Origin of the sequence: Staphylococcus sp. HMSC069E10 (assembly GCF_001809205.1) — a bacterium.
GTDB classification, from domain to species: domain Bacteria; phylum Bacillota; class Bacilli; order Staphylococcales; family Staphylococcaceae; genus Staphylococcus; species Staphylococcus hominis.
Genome location: NZ_KV796477.1, coordinates 188,947 through 202,812 on the forward strand (window position 1 = coordinate 188,947; position 13,866 = coordinate 202,812).

General features: G+C 30.6%; 16 protein-coding genes. 14 read left to right on the forward strand and 2 right to left on the reverse strand.

Annotated features, from left to right (window positions below; all coding sequences use genetic code 11):
- Nucleotides 1–34: 34 nt before the first annotated feature.
- Both HMPREF2561_RS10995 and HMPREF2561_RS04845 read right to left on the reverse strand, forming a co-directional pair.
- Nucleotides 35–250, reverse strand: a complete 216-nt coding sequence (locus HMPREF2561_RS10995) for an SA1362 family protein (protein ID WP_017176247.1) — start codon at nt 248–250, stop codon at nt 35–37.
- A gap of 16 nt (nt 251–266) precedes the next feature.
- Nucleotides 267–848 (reverse strand): putative periplasmic lipoprotein, encoded by a 582-nt coding sequence (locus HMPREF2561_RS04845; protein ID WP_017176248.1) that lies wholly within the window; start codon nt 846–848, stop codon nt 267–269.
- A gap of 100 nt (nt 849–948) precedes the next feature.
- On the opposite strand from HMPREF2561_RS04845, the gene HMPREF2561_RS04850 reads away from it, so the two are divergent.
- From HMPREF2561_RS04850 to HMPREF2561_RS04915, 14 genes are all read left to right on the forward strand, one after another.
- Entirely contained in the window at nt 949–2,007 is a 1,059-nt protein-coding gene (locus HMPREF2561_RS04850; protein WP_061544221.1) for a M24 family metallopeptidase, read from the forward strand.
- Between the two features lie 27 nt (nt 2,008–2,034).
- Nucleotides 2,035–2,592 (forward strand): elongation factor P, encoded by a 558-nt coding sequence (gene efp / locus HMPREF2561_RS04855; protein WP_002449752.1) that lies wholly within the window; start codon nt 2,035–2,037, stop codon nt 2,590–2,592.
- A gap of 258 nt (nt 2,593–2,850) precedes the next feature.
- Nucleotides 2,851–3,327, forward strand: a complete 477-nt coding sequence (accB, locus tag HMPREF2561_RS04860; RefSeq protein ID WP_070468431.1) for an acetyl-CoA carboxylase biotin carboxyl carrier protein — start codon at nt 2,851–2,853, stop codon at nt 3,325–3,327.
- The gene (gene accC / locus HMPREF2561_RS04865) at nt 3,327–4,682 is read left to right on the forward strand and encodes an acetyl-CoA carboxylase biotin carboxylase subunit (protein WP_017176250.1); all 1,356 of its coding nucleotides are present in this window, start codon (nt 3,327–3,329) and stop codon (nt 4,680–4,682) included. Before accB ends, accC begins: the two co-directional genes overlap by 1 nt.
- A gap of 12 nt (nt 4,683–4,694) precedes the next feature.
- A complete protein-coding gene (locus tag HMPREF2561_RS04870) occupies nt 4,695–5,054 on the forward strand; it encodes an Asp23/Gls24 family envelope stress response protein (RefSeq protein ID WP_017176251.1) in 360 nt (119 codons plus the stop codon).
- Between the two features lie 32 nt (nt 5,055–5,086).
- Complete coding sequence (gene nusB, locus HMPREF2561_RS04875; RefSeq protein ID WP_061544220.1) at nt 5,087–5,473, forward strand: transcription antitermination factor NusB; 387 nt, start codon at nt 5,087–5,089, stop codon at nt 5,471–5,473.
- A 20-nt stretch (nt 5,474–5,493) separates the two neighbouring features.
- On the forward strand, nt 5,494–6,831 hold the full coding sequence (xseA, locus tag HMPREF2561_RS04880; RefSeq protein ID WP_061544219.1) for an exodeoxyribonuclease VII large subunit: 1,338 nt from the start codon (nt 5,494–5,496) through the stop codon (nt 6,829–6,831).
- Nucleotides 6,824–7,054: an exodeoxyribonuclease VII small subunit gene (locus tag HMPREF2561_RS04885; RefSeq protein WP_017176254.1), complete on the forward strand. Its 231-nt coding sequence runs from the start codon at nt 6,824–6,826 to the stop codon at nt 7,052–7,054. The genes xseA and HMPREF2561_RS04885 overlap by 8 nt, the downstream gene beginning before the upstream one ends.
- Nucleotides 7,032–7,913 carry a polyprenyl synthetase family protein gene (locus tag HMPREF2561_RS04890; protein WP_019835216.1) on the forward strand — a complete coding sequence of 294 codons (882 nt, stop codon included), beginning with the start codon at nt 7,032–7,034 and terminating at the stop codon, nt 7,911–7,913. The genes HMPREF2561_RS04885 and HMPREF2561_RS04890 overlap by 23 nt, the downstream gene beginning before the upstream one ends.
- A 250-nt stretch (nt 7,914–8,163) precedes the next feature.
- Nucleotides 8,164–8,616: a transcriptional regulator AhrC/ArgR gene (gene ahrC, locus HMPREF2561_RS04895; RefSeq protein ID WP_002449839.1), complete on the forward strand. Its 453-nt coding sequence runs from the start codon at nt 8,164–8,166 to the stop codon at nt 8,614–8,616.
- 15 nt (nt 8,617–8,631) lie between these two features.
- Nucleotides 8,632–10,305, forward strand: coding sequence for a DNA repair protein RecN (gene recN / locus HMPREF2561_RS04900; protein ID WP_049434811.1), 1,674 nt, complete (start codon nt 8,632–8,634; stop codon nt 10,303–10,305).
- Nucleotides 10,306–10,447: 142 nt separating this feature from the next.
- Nucleotides 10,448–11,872, forward strand: a complete 1,425-nt coding sequence (gene lpdA, locus HMPREF2561_RS04905; protein WP_048787742.1) for a dihydrolipoyl dehydrogenase — start codon at nt 10,448–10,450, stop codon at nt 11,870–11,872.
- 13 nt (nt 11,873–11,885) lie between these two features.
- A complete protein-coding gene (locus tag HMPREF2561_RS04910; RefSeq protein WP_017176258.1) occupies nt 11,886–12,887 on the forward strand; it encodes a thiamine pyrophosphate-dependent dehydrogenase E1 component subunit alpha in 1,002 nt (333 codons plus the stop codon).
- Nucleotides 12,880–13,863 (forward strand): alpha-ketoacid dehydrogenase subunit beta, encoded by a 984-nt coding sequence (locus HMPREF2561_RS04915; protein ID WP_049420509.1) that lies wholly within the window; start codon nt 12,880–12,882, stop codon nt 13,861–13,863. The genes HMPREF2561_RS04910 and HMPREF2561_RS04915 overlap by 8 nt, the downstream gene beginning before the upstream one ends.
- The last annotated feature ends 3 nt before the right edge of the window (nt 13,864–13,866 follow it).

The window sequence follows — 13,866 nt, forward strand, 5'->3', positions numbered from 1 at the left end:
TTAAGAGTACTAATACTCTTGAACCTCCTTGTTTTTATTTTCTTTGTCTTTTTTTATATTTTCGGACTGCTCTTCGATATTTTCTCTGATCTTCTGTAAGGAAGAAGAAATAATAGATAAAGTAAATAATAAGAGCAATCATTATAAGTGTGAAAATTGTTTTCATGAACGACATTACAAAAATATTTAGATTTAGCAGTAAACCTATAGCTGCTATAATTAAAACGAAATAAAATATAATATTTTTCAACTAAAAAACTCCTATTTTATGAACTACTAGAAACATTAATTTGTGATAACTTCATCTTACCTTGATTTATTTTCTTTTTATTGTTAGATTCATAGCCATTTTTAATATCTTTAAAAGCAGATTGAAGATTTTTGTTTATTTGTTTAATAGTTTTATCTTCGTTAGTATTATCATTTGATATATTACTTTTATCTGTATCACTTTTATATTTGCTATAGGCATCATCTATATCATTTGATAATGAATTTAGCTTTTCAAGATTTTGATTTTTATCATCTTTTTTAGTTTTATTTAAATCAAGTTGATTAAATTTATCGATAATCTTAGCAATATCTTGATAATAATTTGAAGAAGCTTGTAAAAAATTAGCTTCATTATTATTATCAACAGTTTTAGATACATTCTTTTTATCTTTATTTAATGCTTCTAACTGAGATTTTTGATTATTTATATCTTGATTTAGTTGTTGAATTTTTAATTTTAAATTATGATTCTCATCTCTTAAATTAGTTGTTTTATCTTCTAAAGGTCCTAAATTTTGAGAGCCACAGCCAACCAAAAACAAAGAAGCTCCTAAAATCGTTAATAATCTTTTCATGTAAATCTCCCTAAATCAAAATATCTTTAATATTTTAAGTATGTTATTATTTTAATGTATATAATAAAAATGTACAAACGTTATACAAGGAGTGGGTTAAATGGATAAATTAGCTAAAGTTCGTCATATATTAGAAAGTGAAAATCTTGATGCTCTTGTTATATTATCTGACTATAATAGACGTTATATTTCTGATTTCACTGGAACAAGTGGCGCTTTAATCATTTCTAATAATGAAAATAAGTTGATTACAGATTTCCGTTATATTGAACAAGCCACAAATCAAGCCACTCACTTTGAAATTGTAAATCGACGTAGTGGGATTATTGATGAGATAAAAGAAATTATAAAAAACAAGCAGTATAAAACAGTAGGTTTTGAAGGTCATTTAGTTAGCTATGATACGTTTCAAGAATTAAGCCAAATTGATACGAAGTACGTAAGTATAGGCAATGCCATTGAAAAAATTAGAGAAATTAAATCACCTGAAGAAATCGCTAAAATAAAATATGCGGCTAAGATCGTGGATGATACTTATAACTACATTTTAAATATTGCAAAAGTTGGAATGACTGAAAGAGAGTTAAAAGCATTGCTTGAAAGTAAAATGTTAGAACTAGGCGCTGATGGTCCATCATTTGATACAATCGTTGCTTCTGGTTATAGAGGGGCTTTGCCTCATGGAGTTGCTAGTGATAAAGTAATCGAAAAAGGTGACATGATTACTCTTGACTTTGGTGCATATTATAGAGGATACTGTTCAGATATTACTAGAACATTTGCGATTGGTGAACCTGATAAAAAATTGAAAGAAATCTATAATATCGTGCTTCAATCTCAAATAAAGGCAATTGAAGAAATCAAGCCAGGTATGACAACTAAGGAAGTTGATGCATTATCTAGAGATTATATTAAAGCACATGGTTATGGTAATGAATTTGGTCATTCTTTAGGTCATGGTATTGGTTTGGATATTCATGAAGGTCCAGTATTATCTAAAAATACTAATGATACAGTTCAAGTTAATAATTGTGTTACTATTGAACCAGGTATTTATGTAGATGGTCTTGGTGGAGTGCGTATAGAAGATGACATTTTAATTACTGAAAATGGGTGTGAAGTCTTTACTAAATGCACAAAAGACCTTATTATTTTATAGTAAGCGTATAATTGAGGAGGAAACTGAATGATTTCGGTTAATGATTTTAAAACAGGTTTAACTATTTCAGTAGATAATGGAATTTGGAAAGTAATTGATTTCCAACACGTAAAACCAGGTAAAGGTTCTGCTTTTGTTCGTTCTAAATTACGTAATTTAAGAACAGGCGCTATTCAAGAAAAAACTTTCCGAGCTGGTGAAAAAGTAGAACAAGCGATGATTGAAAATCGTCGTATGCAATATTTATATGCTGATGGAGATACTCATGTCTTCATGGATAATGAAACATTTGATCAAACAGAATTATCTGGCGATTACTTAAAAGATGAATTAAAATATTTAAAAGCGAATATGGAAGTTCAAATTCAGTCATATGAAGGTGAAACGATTGGTATTGAATTACCAAAAACTGTTGAACTTGAAGTTACTGAAACAGAGCCAGGTATTAAAGGTGATACTGCAACTGGTGCTACAAAATCTGCTACAGTTGAAACCGGTTATACTTTAAATGTACCATTATTCGTTAATGAAGGCGATGTGTTAGTTATTAATACAAGCGATGGTAGTTACATTTCAAGAGCATAATTAATAATTTTAAAATTTTAAATTAAAACAGGTTAATGCATATTTAATTATGGATTAACCTGTTTTTATATAAATAATGAAAAAGAATAATCAATATTTTAGTATCTAAGTTTTAATATAAATTTACTATATTATAATTACTTATATACTTTTTTAATCATAAGTTAGATCTCAGTTAAATGAACACGCTTGAATTGATTTTCACACTCAAGTAAAATAGACGGGTAGATGAAAACTAAGTCGAGGAGTCATTAAATTATGAACTTTAAAGAAATTAAAGAATTAATTCAAATTCTTGATGAATCAAGTTTAACTGAAATTAATATAGAAGATAATAAAGGTAGCGTAGTTAATTTAAAAAAACAAAAAGAAACTGAAATTATTACGCCTCAATATTCACAACAACCAACAGTGATGGCATCTCAACCATCTGTACAAACACCAATGGCAAATGAAATATCTCAAACTAGTGAAGTAAACCAAGAAAATGAAACGTCAAACTACGAAACAATTAATGCCCCGATGGTAGGGACTTTTTATAAATCTCCATCACCTGAAGAGGAAGCTTATGTACAAGTTGGGGATAAAGTCACTAATGATTCAACTGTATGTATCTTAGAAGCCATGAAATTATTTAATGAAATTCAAGCAGAAGTCACAGGAGAAATCGTTGAAATTTTAGTGGAAGACGGACAAATGGTAGAGTATGGCCAGCCGTTATTTAAGGTGAAATAATGAAAAAAGTATTAATCGCAAATCGTGGTGAGATTGCAGTTAGAATTATTAGAGCTTGCCATGATTTAGGTATTCAAACTGTTGCTATATATTCTGAGGGAGATAAAGATGCATTACATACTCAAATCGCTGATGAAGCATATTGTGTCGGTCCAACTCAGTCTAAAGATTCATATTTAAATATTCCAAACATCCTATCTATAGCGACTTCAACAGGATGTGATGCAATTCATCCAGGTTATGGCTTTTTAGCAGAAAATGGTGATTTCGCTGAACTTTGTGAAGCTTGCCAATTAAAATTTATTGGACCAAGTTATCAATCCATTCAAAAAATGGGTATTAAAGATGTAGCTAAAGCTGAAATGATAGCAGCTAACGTGCCTGTAGTACCAGGAAGTGATGGATTAATTGATTCGATTGAAGATGCTAAAAAAGTGGCTAAACAGATAGGATATCCAGTTATTATTAAAGCTACTGCTGGTGGCGGAGGTAAAGGAATTCGCGTTGCACGAAATGAGAACGATTTAGAAAATGGTTACCGTATGACACAACAAGAAGCGCAAACAGCTTTCGGTAATGGTGGATTATACTTAGAAAAATTCATTGAAAATTTCCGTCATATTGAAATTCAAGTGATTGGTGATCAATTCGGTAATGTAATTCATTTAGGCGAACGTGACTGCACAATTCAAAGACGTATGCAAAAATTAGTAGAAGAGTCACCTTCGCCAATACTTACAGATGAAAAACGTAAAGAGATGGGTAAAGCCGCTATTCGCGCAGCTAAAGCAGTGAATTATGAAAATGCTGGTACTATAGAATTCATATATGATTTAAATGAAAATAAATTCTATTTTATGGAAATGAATACACGAATTCAAGTAGAACATCCAGTTACTGAAATGGTAACCGGTGTAGACTTAGTGAAATTGCAATTAAAAGTTGCTATGGGAGAACCGCTACCTTATAAGCAAGATGATATTACAATAAATGGCCATGCCATTGAATATAGAATTAATGCTGAAAATCCTTATAAAAATTTTATGCCTTCACCAGGTAAAATTACACAATATCTTGCGCCAGGAGGATACGGAGTAAGAATCGAATCAGCATGTTATACAAACTATACGATTCCACCTTATTATGACTCAATGGTAGCAAAATTGATTGTGCATGAACCTACCAGAGATGAAGCAATAATGACTGGGATTCGAGCACTAAGTGAATATTTAATTCTAGGAATAGATACAACAATTCCATTCCATCTTAAATTAATGAATAATGATATTTTTAAATCTGGAGATTATAATACAAACTTTTTAGAAAAGTATAATATTATGGCTGAGAGTGAATAGGAGGATAAAACAATGGTAAATGTAGCAGATTATTCACATGCTAATTTAGGTAAAGTAGAAATTGTACCAGAAGTTATTTCAGTAATAGCAAGTATTGCTGTTTCTGAAGTTGAAGGAGTGACTGGGCATTTTTATGAACTAAGAAAGAGTAATATTGAAAAAATAAGTCGTAAAAATTTAAATAAAAATTTAAAAGTTAATACTAAAGATGATGGTATTCATATTGATGTTTATTGCTCTATTAAACATGGAATAAAAATAGCTAAAGTTGCAAGTAAAATTCAGACTTCTATTTTTAATTCCATTAAAACAATGACTGCTATCGAACCCAAAGAAATTAACATTCATATCATGCACATTACAGCTGAATAAATCAAAGTTACCATAATACAAAGGAGTTTCTTATGAGTCGTAAAGAATCAAGAAAACAAGCATTTCAGACATTGTTTCAACTAGAAATGAAAAATACAGATTTAACAATCAATGAAGCTATAAATTTTATAAAAGACGATTATCCAGACTTAGATTTTGAGTTCATTCATTGGCTTGTTACAGGAGTGAAAGATCATGAACAAGTTTTAGATCAAACAATTGAACCAAAATTAAAAGACTGGTCTATACAACGATTATTAAAAACGGATCGTATTATTTTAAGAATGGCTACCTTTGAATTGCTTCATAGTGATACGCCCCCTAAAGTCATCATTAATGAAGCAGTAGAGCTAACAAAACAATTTAGTGATGAAGGTCATTATAAATTTGTAAACGGTGTCTTAAGTAATATAAAATAAACATATTTGAGTGATGAATCATGTCAGAATATTTAAGTGTCTCTACTTTAACTAAATATATTAAATATAAATTTGATCAAGATCCCCACTTACAATCTATCCTCTTAAAAGGTGAACTCTCAAACTTTAAAAAACATTCTAGTGGTCATCTTTATTTTAATGTGAAAGATAAAATTAGTGTGATAAGTGCTATGATGTTTAAGGGAAATGCTTCTAAACTAACATTTGATCCTAAAGAAGGAGACGAAGTTTTATTAGAAGCTCGAGTTTCAGTTTATGAACGTAGAGGAAATTATCAAATTTATGTTAATAAAATGGAAATTGATGGTATAGGAAATTTATACCAAAAGCTAGAGCAATTAAAAGAAAAACTAAATAAGCAGGGAATTTTTAATCAAAATCATAAAAAAGCAATCCCTAGATTTCCTAAAAAAATTGCTATTCTTACAGCTGATACTGGAGCAGCAATCAGAGATATTCACACTACCATAGATAGTAGATACCCTCTAGTAGAAAAAATATCAATTAGTACATTAGTGCAAGGTATTAATGCTAAAAATGACATTATTGAAAAAATTAAGTATGCAGATACTTTAGGAGTAGATACCATCATTTTAGGCCGTGGAGGCGGCTCTATTGAAGATTTATGGAATTTCAATGAAGAAGAAGTTGTTCGAGCTATATATGAGTGTCATACACCAATTATCTCAGCTGTAGGACATGAAACTGATTTTACTCTTAGTGATTTTGTAGCAGATATGAGAGCAGCAACACCTACTCAAGCTGCTGTTATCGCTACACCAGATCAGTACGAACTCATTCAACAAATACATCAGTATCGATTTTCTCTTACTAAAAGTATTAAACAACTAGTAGAAAAACAACATAAACAATTAGATTATTTGTCATCATATTATAAATTTAAGCAACCTACATTATTATATGATCAACAGATTCAACGAAGAGACGATTTAGAGAAAAAACTAACACAACGTTTAACGTTAAATATTGAAAAAAATAGAAACAATATCACTGTATTGCGTCAACATTTTAATATAAGAAGATTAAATGATTTAATTGTACAATATCAAAAAATGAGCCGTAATAATGAAAATAGATTAATAAATTTAACATATAACTTAATTAATCATAATAAAGCTAATTTAAAAAATAAAATTGAGCAATTAAATCAACTTAGTCCAACTAATACAATGTTAAGAGGATATTCAATTGTTAATAAGGATAATAAAGTCATTACAAGCACACACGATTTAAATGAACAAGATGAAATCACATTATCAATGAAAGACGGTAATATAGATGCTATAGTTAAGAAAGTAAGGTGTGAAGATGAGTAAAGAACAACAAAGTTTTGAAGAAATGATGAAAGAATTAGAAAGTATAGTTCAAAAGTTAGATAATGAAACTGTTTCATTAGAAGAATCTCTTGATTTATATCAACGTGGTATGAAATTATCATCTGCTTGTGACAAAACTTTGAAAGATGCTGAAAATAAAGTAAATCAATTAATCAAAGAAGAAACAAAGGATGAAGATGATGTTGAAGAAATCAATGAATGAATTGATTGAAATTATAAATAATAATCTTGACGGTATTATAAAATCGTCTCCATTAAATACTAAACTAGAGGAAAGTATGCAATATTCACTTGATGCTGGTGGTAAAAGAATTCGTCCAGTGCTTGTATTACTCACTTTAGAAGTGTTAAATGAAAATTATAAAAAAGGGTTACAAACCGCACTGGCATTAGAAATGATTCATACTTATTCACTTATACATGATGATTTGCCTGCAATGGACAATGATGATTTTAGAAGAGGAAAATTAACAAATCATAAAGTGTACGGAGAATGGAAAGCGATTTTAGCGGGAGATGCCTTACTAACAAAAGCATTTGAACTAATTGCAAATGATAAAAACTTAGAAGCTGAAACAAAAGTAAAAGTTATTTCAAGACTAGCACATGATAGTGGCAATCTCGGCATGGTCGGTGGCCAAACCTTAGATATGGATAGTGAGAATACTCCAATAGAATTACATACTCTAGAGCAAATTCATAAGGCAAAAACTGGAGCTCTTTTAAAATTTTCTATTTTAAGTGCTGCGGATATTGCCAATGTAAATGATGAAACTTTAAATACATTAGATTGTTTCAGTGAACACTTAGGCCTAATGTTTCAAATAAAAGATGATTTATTAGATGTTTATGGTGACGAGAAAAAATTGGGTAAAAAAGTGGGAAGCGATGTAGAAAACCATAAAAGTACTTATGTTTCTTTACTTGGTAAATCAGGCGCTGAAGAAAAACTAAAATATCATAAAGATGCTGCAATAGATGCAATTAATCAATTGAAATCACAATATGATGTTGAACCGCTTCTAGAAATTGTAGATTTATTTTATTCACGTGACCATTAATAGTTAGAGTTTTTCTCTTTAAAGATTACTAAAACAATAATCTTTAAAGAGTTTTTTGTTTTAGTAATCTACTTTTAATGATTTATAATGCATAAATGTATATAAATTTAAATAGAAAATATGATAATACGTATCATAAATAATAATATCTTTCTTCAAATCAACCTTTCTAAAGGATAACTTTAGTAGTAGTTAAAATAACGTTGTGTTAAAATCATTGTATAAATATTCGAAAATAGGAGTGTTCATAATGGCAAAAAAATCTGTAAGACATATAAAAATAAGAGAGATTATTTCAAGTGAACAAATTGAAACACAAGATGAACTTGTAAAACGTCTAAATGAATACGACCTAAATGTTACTCAAGCGACTGTCTCTCGTGACATTAAAGAATTGCAATTAATTAAAGTACCTGCTTCATCAGGACAATATGTATACAGCCTCCCCAACGATAGAAAGTACCATCCTTTAGAAAAATTAGGTAGATACTTAATGGATTCATTTGTAAATATTGAAGGAACAGGAAACCTACTCGTACTAAAAACGCTTCCTGGTAATGCTCAATCTATCGGAGCAATCTTAGATCAAATTGATTGGGATGAAGTATTAGGAACTATTTGTGGTGATGATACCTGTCTATTAATATGCAGAGATGAAGAAGCAAGTCATACAATTAAAACAAGAATTTTCAATTTATTATAAGGATGCGATTAATCTATGTTACAAACCTTATCAATAAAGCAATTTGCAATTATAGATGAACTCGAAATTCATTTTTCTGATGGTTTAACTGTGCTTAGTGGTGAAACTGGATCTGGTAAATCAATTATTATAGATGCAATAGGCCAACTTATTGGTATGCGTGCCTCTTCTGATTTTGTAAGACATGGAGAGAAAAAAGCAATTATCGAAGGGATTTTTGATATTGATAATAGTAAAGAGGCCATTTCAGTTTTAAATGAGTTAGATATTGATATTGATGAAGACTTTCTATTAGTAAAAAGAGAGATTTTTAGTTCGGGAAAAAGTATTTGTCGTATTAATAATCAAATTGTTACGCTTCAAGATCTAAGAAAAGTGATGCAAGAACTTTTAGACATACACGGCCAACATGAAACGCAAACGTTATTAAAACAAAAATATCATTTAAAATTATTAGATGATTATGCTGAAAATCAATATAGCCGTGTTAAAGAACAATATGAAACGACATTTAATGAATATAAAGAAAAGAAAAAAGAACTTGAAGAATTACAGTCTGCTGATCAAGCATTATTGCAACGTCTTGATTTAATGAAGTTTCAATTTGAGGAATTGCAAGAAGCTTCTCTAAAAGAAGGTGAAATTACTCAATTAGAATCTGATATAAAACGAATCCAAAATTCTGAAAAATTAAGTTTAGCATTAAACAATGCGCATGTCACACTTACAGATGAACATGCTATCACCGACCGTTTATATGAATTAAGTAATCATTTACAAACTATTGATGACATTATTCCAGGTAGATTTAAAAAACTTAAAGCAGATATTGATCAGTTCTACTATACCTTAGAGGATGCTAAACACGAACTATACGATGAAATGTCAAATACTGAATTTGATGAACAATTACTTAATGAATTAGAATCTAGAATGAACTTACTGAATAATCTTAAACGTAAGTACGGTAAAACTATTGATGAACTTATTACTTATCAATCTAAATTAGAAAGTGAAATTTCTAAGATTGAAAATTATGAAGAAAGTACTTCTCAATTAAAAGAAGAAATTGACTTGCTTTATGAAAAAGTAATAAAATATGGACAGTCATTATCGAAGGAAAGACGAATTGTAGCTCGAACGTTACGGGATCATATCGTGGCTGAAATTCAAAATTTACAAATGAAAGATGCTAACCTCGAAATTTCATTTCAGCCCTTAGAAACTCCTACAATAGAAGGAATTGAGTTTGTAGAGTTTCTAATTAGTCCTAATAAGGGAGAACCACTTAAAAGTTTAAATAAAATAGCTTCTGGCGGAGAACTTTCTCGTATTATGCTAGCGTTAAAAAGTATATTCGTTGAATCAAGAGGTCAAACTGCTATTTTGTTTGATGAAGTTGATTCGGGGGTTTCTGGTCAAGCAGCTCAAAAAATGGCTGAAAAAATGAGAGATATTGCAAAATATATTCAAGTTATCTGTATATCTCACTTACCGCAAGTAGCTTCTATGAGTGATCATCACTTATTAATTAGTAAAATGACTAAGAATGATCGTACAACAACTCAAGTGAAAGAGTTAAAAAAAGAAGATAAAATTGACGAAATTGCTCGTATGATTTCTGGAGCAAGTGTAACTGAATTAACAAGAGAAAATGCTAGAGAAATGATTGCTCAAAATCATAAATAGTTTATAATTGAATAATTTAAATTAAGGTTGGATGTCGAAAAGAAATAGAACATACTGAGTATAATGTTATTTTTTATATTCAAATTGTTTATTCACACTTTTCAATTCTAACCTTTAAATCTGATTAATAAGGAGTAGCAAAATGTCTGAAAAACAATATGACTTAGTTGTTTTAGGTGGTGGGACAGCAGGATACGTAGCAGCGATTCGTGCTTCTCAATTAGGAAAAAAGGTAGCAATTGTAGAGAAATCTTTATTAGGTGGCACATGTTTACATAAAGGGTGTATTCCTACTAAAGCGCTACTTAAATCTGCTGAAGTGACTCGTACTGTTAGACAATCTTCAGAATTTGGTATAGACACAAACGATTTACATATTAATTTTGAAAAAATGATGAATCGAAAAACGGATATTGTTAATCAAATGCATAATGGCGTTCAAAGTTTAATGCAAAAAAATCATATTGATATTTATAATGGTATAGGACGTATTATGGGAACTTCTATATTTTCTCCACAAAGCGGAACAATTTCTGTTGAATACGAAGATGGCAGCTCAGAGTTACTTCCAAATCAATTTGTACTTATCGCTACAGGGTCACGTCCTCAAACATTACCATTTTTAGAAATTAATCATCAGAATATTTTATCGAGCGATGATATATTACAAATTGATACACTTCCAGACAGTATTGCTATTGTCGGGGGCGGTGTGATTGGCCTTGAATTTGCTTCCTTACTAACTGATTTAAATGTAAATGTTAAAGTGATTGAAGCAGGTAAACGTATATTACCTTCTGACAGTAAATCCATTTCTACATTTTTAAGAGATAGTTTAATTGAACGAGGTGTAGAATTTTTTGAGGATTGCCAACTAAGTGAAGAGAATATCATACATAAAAATGATGTCATTCAAATAAATATAAATGAAAAAACTACTATTACAGTTGATAAAATATTAGTTGCAGTAGGTCGTGTACCTAATACAAGTGATATTGGTATTCAGAATACTAAAATTCAATTAGATACTCATGGGTATATCAAAGTAAATGAATTTCAACAAACGAGTGATAAGCATCTTTATGCGGCAGGTGATTGTATCGGAACATTACAATTAGCTCACGTAGCTTCTAAAGAAGGAATCACTGCAGTTGAACATATGTTTAATGATCATCCGCTTCCAGTGAATTATCATTTAATGCCCAAATGTGTTTATACTTATCCAGAAGTCGCATCTATCGGTTTAAATATAGAAACTGCTAAATCTCAAAATATTAAGGCAACAAGTTATAAAGTTCCTTTTAATGCTATTGGAAAAGCAGTTATTGAAGAAACTAAAAATAAACGTGGTTTTTGTGAAATTATATTAAATAAAGATAATGGAGATATTATTGGAATAAGTATGGTAGGCCCACATGTCACAGAGTTAATAAATGAAGTTGCTTTATTACAATTTATGAATGGATCAACATTAGAATTAGGATTAACGACTCATGCACATCCGTCATTGTCTGAAATATTGATGGAACTTGGGCTAAAGGCTGAAAACAGAGCGATCCACGTTTAAAGGAGGAAGTAAAATGATTGACTACAAATCTGTGGGACTTACAGATGAAGATTTGAGAGAAATATATAAATGGATGGACCTAGGACGAAAACTAGATGAACGCCTATGGTTACTTAACCGTGCTGGAAAAATACCCTTTGTAGTAAGTGGTCAAGGACAAGAAGCCACTCAAATTGGTATGGCGTATGCAATGAAAGAAGGAGATATTTCATCTCCGTATTATAGAGATTTAGCTTTCGTTACATATATGGGGATTTCACCTTATGATACAATGTTAGCTTCTTTCGGTAAAAAGGATGACATTAATTCTGGAGGAAAACAAATGCCTTCTCATTTTAGTCATAGAGAAAAAGGTATTTTATCTCAAAGTTCTCCGGTAGCAACACAAATCCCTCACTCAGTAGGCGCAGCATTAGCATTAAAAATGAATCAACAATCTAATATAGCAACTGCTACTGTAGGAGAAGGTAGTTCTAATCAAGGAGATTTTCATGAAGGATTGAATTTTGCTGGAGTCCATAAATTACCGTTTGTATGTGTAATTATTAATAATAAATACGCAATTTCAGTCCCTGATTCATTACAATATGCAGCAACGCATCTATCTGATAGAGCAATAGGTTATGGTATTCATGGAGAAACTGTAGATGGAAATGATCCAATTGCGATGTACAAAGCAATGAAAGAAGCAAGAGAAAGGGCACTTAATGGCGAAGGAGCAACGTTGATTGAAGCTATTACTACTCGAATGACTCCTCATTCTTCTGATGATGATGATACATATCGTTCTAAAGAAGAAAGAGATGCTTTCAAGACATCTGACTGTAATCTTAAATTCAAAAATGAATTACTCGATTTAGGCATTATTGATGAAGATTGGTTAAACGAATTAGATAATGCACATAAATCTATTATAGATAAAGCTACAAAAGATGCTGAAAATGCTCAATATCCAGATGTAGAAGAAACATATCAATATGTGTATGATCCGGAAGGAGATATTTTCAATGACTAAAATGAGTTATATAGAAGCCATTCAAAATGCACAAGACTTGGCTATAGAAAAAGATAATAATATTTTTATATTAGGAGAAGATGTAGGACGAAAAGGTGGTGTATTCGGTGCGACACGTGGTTTGCAAGAAAAATATGGAGAACTGCGTGTAATTGATACGCCTTTAGCAGAATCAAATATTATCGGTACTGCAATTGGTGCAGCAATGCTTGGCAAACGCCCTATAGCTGAAATTCAATTCGCAGATTTTATTTTACCAGCAGTTAATCAAATTATTAGTGAAGCTGCTAAAATGCGATATCGTTCTAATAACGATTGGCAATGTCCTTTAACTGTTCGTGCACCATTTGGTGGTGGCGTACATGGTGGTTTATATCATTCTCAAAGTATTGAGAGTATCTTTGCGTCTACACCTGGATTAACAATTGTAATTCCTTCAACTCCATATGATGCGAAAGGTTTATTATTATCTTCAATTGAATCAAATGATCCAGTATTATTTTTTGAACATAAAAAAGCATACCGATTTTTAAAAGAAGAAGTACCCGATTCTTACTATACTATCCCTTTGGGTAAAGCTGATGTTAAACGTGAAGGTGATGATATTACAGTTTTCACTTATGGTTTATGTGTTAACTATTGTATTCAAGCAGCCGATATTTTAGAGGCAGATGGCATTAATGTTGAAGTAGTTGACTTAAGAACAGTTTATCCATTAGATAAAACAACGATTATTGAACGTGCTAAACGAAATGGTAAGATTTTGCTTGTAACTGAAGACAACCTTGAAGGTAGTGTTATGTCTGAAGTTTCAGCAATCATAGCCGAACATTGTTTATTTGAATTAGATGCACCAATTATGCGGTTAGCTGGTCCTGATGTTCCATCAATGCCATTTTCTCCTAACTTAGAAAATGAAGTAATGATGAATCCTGATAAGATATTAAAAAAAATGCGTGAGTTAGCACAATTTTAGGGA

What these genes read in the sequence shown, in the direction of transcription:
- HMPREF2561_RS04890 (WP_019835216.1), top strand. Translation starts at nt 7,032, where the DNA reads ATGTTGAAGAAATCAATGAATGAATTGATTGAAATTATAAATAATAAT.
- nusB (WP_061544220.1), top strand. Translation starts at nt 5,087, where the DNA reads ATGAGTCGTAAAGAATCAAGAAAACAAGCATTTCAGACATTGTTTCAA.
- HMPREF2561_RS04870 (WP_017176251.1), top strand. Translation starts at nt 4,695, where the DNA reads ATGGTAAATGTAGCAGATTATTCACATGCTAATTTAGGTAAAGTAGAA.
- HMPREF2561_RS04910 (WP_017176258.1), top strand. Translation starts at nt 11,886, where the DNA reads ATGATTGACTACAAATCTGTGGGACTTACAGATGAAGATTTGAGAGAA.
- accC (WP_017176250.1), top strand. Translation starts at nt 3,327, where the DNA reads ATGAAAAAAGTATTAATCGCAAATCGTGGTGAGATTGCAGTTAGAATT.
- HMPREF2561_RS04915 (WP_049420509.1), top strand. Translation starts at nt 12,880, where the DNA reads ATGACTAAAATGAGTTATATAGAAGCCATTCAAAATGCACAAGACTTG.
- efp (WP_002449752.1), top strand. Translation starts at nt 2,035, where the DNA reads ATGATTTCGGTTAATGATTTTAAAACAGGTTTAACTATTTCAGTAGAT.
- HMPREF2561_RS04885 (WP_017176254.1), top strand. Translation starts at nt 6,824, where the DNA reads ATGAGTAAAGAACAACAAAGTTTTGAAGAAATGATGAAAGAATTAGAA.
- accB (WP_070468431.1), top strand. Translation starts at nt 2,851, where the DNA reads ATGAACTTTAAAGAAATTAAAGAATTAATTCAAATTCTTGATGAATCA.
- xseA (WP_061544219.1), top strand. Translation starts at nt 5,494, where the DNA reads ATGTCAGAATATTTAAGTGTCTCTACTTTAACTAAATATATTAAATAT.
- lpdA (WP_048787742.1), top strand. Translation starts at nt 10,448, where the DNA reads ATGTCTGAAAAACAATATGACTTAGTTGTTTTAGGTGGTGGGACAGCA.
- HMPREF2561_RS04845 (WP_017176248.1), bottom strand. Translation starts at nt 848, where the DNA reads ATGAAAAGATTATTAACGATTTTAGGAGCTTCTTTGTTTTTGGTTGGC.
- ahrC (WP_002449839.1), top strand. Translation starts at nt 8,164, where the DNA reads ATGGCAAAAAAATCTGTAAGACATATAAAAATAAGAGAGATTATTTCA.
- HMPREF2561_RS04850 (WP_061544221.1), top strand. Translation starts at nt 949, where the DNA reads ATGGATAAATTAGCTAAAGTTCGTCATATATTAGAAAGTGAAAATCTT.
- recN (WP_049434811.1), top strand. Translation starts at nt 8,632, where the DNA reads ATGTTACAAACCTTATCAATAAAGCAATTTGCAATTATAGATGAACTC.